The sequence below is a fragment of the Micromonospora sp. NPDC005087 genome (assembly GCF_042872965.1).
Lineage (GTDB): Bacteria > Actinomycetota > Actinomycetes > Mycobacteriales > Micromonosporaceae > Micromonospora.
On record NZ_JBIALB010000065.1, the window covers coordinates 1 to 2,564 of the forward strand.

Sequence of the window (2,564 nt, forward strand, 5' to 3'; positions counted from 1 at the left end):
TCCTCGGCCGAGATGCCGTCGCCCGATTCGTCGGAGGTGGCGGTGTCCTCGACGGTCAGGCCGCCGCACTCGTGGTCACCGGTCACCACGACCAGGGTGTCCGGGTGGCTGGCCGCGTAGTTGCGGGCCACCGCGACGGCCTTCTCCAGCTCGCCGAGGGCCTGGAGCATTCGGGTGCCATTGTTCGCGTGGGCGAACTCGTCGATGCCCTCCTCCTCGACGAAGAGGAAGAAACCCTGCTTGTTCTTCGACAGGGTGGACAGGGCCTTGTCGGTCATCGTGGCCAGGCTGGCCGGCGGGTTGTAGACGTCGCCCTCGCCCTCGGGGCGCTGCTGGAACAGCTCCTCGTTGGCGAAGAGGCCGAGCAGTTTGCCGCCCTTGGCGGCCTGCAGCTGATCGGCGGTGGATACGTACTGGTAGCCCTTGGCCTTCGCCTCGGTGATCAGGTCGCCCTTGGTGCCCGTGCTGGCCTCGGACGGGTCCTCGGCCGGCTTGTCCGGATAGGCCCCGGCGGCGCCGGCCGGCAGCCACCAGTCCTCGCCGCCGCCCAGGATGACGTCCGGCTTGGTGACCTCGAGGTACTGCCGGGCGATCTCGTCCTGGGCGGAGCGGTTGGCGGTGTTGGCGAAGAAGGCGGCCGGGCTGGCGTCGGTGACCTGGGCTGTGGTGACCAGGCCGGTCGCCTTGCCGGCGGCTTTTGCCTGGGCGCCGAGGGTGGGCAGCGGGTTGCCGTCCACGTCGACGCTGATCGCGCCGTTGTAGGTCTTCTCGCCGGTGGCCCAGGCGGTCGCGGCGGCGGCGGAGTCGGTGATCGGCGACGCGGGGTCGTGCGGGCTGGTGGTGAGCTGGCCGGAATAGGGCAGCTTGTCCATGGTGAGCTGGCCGTCGAGACCGGCCAGGTAGAGGCGGGCGGCCTCGCGCTGGGCAGCGGCCATACCGTCACCGTTGATGAAGATGACGTTGCGAGCCTTGCCCTTGGCCGGGCCGGCGTCGGCCGCGGTGATCGGGTTGACCAGGCTCAGGCCGGTGGCGGCGACCGCCCCCGCGACCACGGGGGCCAGCAGCCAGCGGCTGGAACGGAAAGTCACGGGTTGTCCTCCTGACGGACGGGCGTTTGGCGGTCACCACGCAACCGCAGCCGCCGGTCAGGCGCCTGACCTGCGGGTTAACGCGGGACGGCGGTTCTCCGACTTCTGTTGCCCCGGGCAACGGCATGGCCTCCGGCCCCGGGCGTGGCCGCCGTCGTGCGTCTACGTGGTCGACGGGGCCTGCGCCGGTTCACCGTCACCGACGGCGGCGCGCTGCGCGCCGGCGAGGTCTTCGGCACCTGCGACGCCGGCTCCTTCGACGGCGTACGCGTCGACGATGCGGGCCGGGTCTGCGTCGCCACGCACGACGGGCTGCACTGCTTCCACCTCGTCGGGCAGTCGCCAGAGCGTCCAGCCTCCCCGGACGGGGCCAAGGGTGGAGCGCACTACCGGACGACCTTGGCCCCGTCCGGGAAGGCTGGTAGCCCTTGTGGTGCCCGGCGAGGGGATCCGCGGCTGATGTCTGAGGAGGGGTCGGGGTTCGGGGCGGTCCCCGAGGTCTTCCCAAGGTTTTGTGCCCGTCAGCGTGGCGGGCCGGCCCGGCCGGTGCCGGCCGAAAGCCGCTGGCAGGCCCAGGCGAGCTGCTAATGCGTTTGCCCGCTCGAGGCTGCGCGCGGCTGCCGGACTTCTTCTTCGTGCTCCAGGCCGGCGTCGGTCAGCCGGCGGTTGAAGGTGGTGAGCAGGTCTTCGGCAGCGGCGTGGTCGCCGAGCACCTCGAGGGCGTGTATGGCGCGCCGGTGCAGGTCTTCGTTGTACGGGTCGACGCGGATCGCGTCTTGCAGCAGGGACAGGGCGCGCCGCGGGTCGGGCTGGGTGGCGGCCAGGGCGGTGTAGGCGTCGATGACGCGCCGGCGTAGGGCTTCTCGTGGCGGGTTGAGCCACGGCCAGTCGTGGCCGGCGGCGAGGTTGCCGGTGTAGGCGTTGATGACGGCCTGCCAGGCGGCGGGGCGTGCGGTCACTGCGGTGGCGGCATGTTCTACCGCAGCGTGGAACCGCCACAGGTCCACCTCGATGTGGTCGCGGCGCAGGCGGTAGCGGTCACCGGTGTGCTCGATGAGCGGAATCTCGCTGACGGCGGCGACGGCTTTTCTGAGGTCACTGAGGGTGGTGTAGAGGCGGCTGGTGACGGTGTGTGCGGGAAGGCCGGGCCAGATCGCGGTTGTCAGGTCCCGGCTGTTGGCGCCGTCGGGATGCACGGCGAGGAAGACCAGGGCTTGGCGGGCGGCGGTGCGCCGGATTGTCACCGGCCGGCCGTGGCACTGCAGCATCGTGTCGCCGAGGATTTGCAGGTGCAGGCGCTGACCAGTGGTGCGGCGGGGCGTGGGTGGCGCATCGCCTCGAGCGGTCTGTCGCGGGACGCGCGCCTGGGTCGGCGGTCGGTCGGCTGCCGGAGGCAGTGGCTCGTGGTGTCCTGGCTGAGGCCGGGCCTGGCTGATCACTGCGAGCAGGTCGGCGGCAGCCGCCGCGTTGAGGACG

The 2,564-nt window shown here is 71.6% G+C and carries 4 protein-coding genes; 1 reads left to right on the top strand and 3 read right to left on the bottom strand.

The features are described 5' to 3' along the window. The 3 genes from ACFYPS_RS36845 to ACFYPS_RS36855 form a co-directional block, all read right to left on the bottom strand. Positions 1-1,088 (bottom strand): alkaline phosphatase (locus ACFYPS_RS36845; RefSeq protein ID WP_387331119.1); only part of this gene is annotated, 1,088 nt, incomplete at its 3' end. A 162-nt stretch (positions 1,089-1,250) separates the two neighbouring features. Next, a complete protein-coding gene (locus tag ACFYPS_RS36850) occupies positions 1,251-1,475 on the bottom strand; it encodes a hypothetical protein (RefSeq protein WP_387331122.1) in 225 nt (74 codons plus the stop codon). A gap of 197 nt (positions 1,476-1,672) precedes the next feature. Then, positions 1,673-2,332 carry a BTAD domain-containing putative transcriptional regulator gene (locus ACFYPS_RS36855; protein ID WP_387331125.1) on the bottom strand — a complete coding sequence of 220 codons (660 nt, stop codon included), beginning with the start codon at positions 2,330-2,332 and terminating at the stop codon, positions 1,673-1,675. 9 nt (positions 2,333-2,341) lie between these two features. On the opposite strand from ACFYPS_RS36855, the gene ACFYPS_RS36860 reads away from it, so the two are divergent. Then, a partial coding sequence (locus ACFYPS_RS36860; RefSeq protein ID WP_387331128.1) for a hypothetical protein occupies positions 2,342-2,564 on the top strand: 223 nt, incomplete at its 3' end.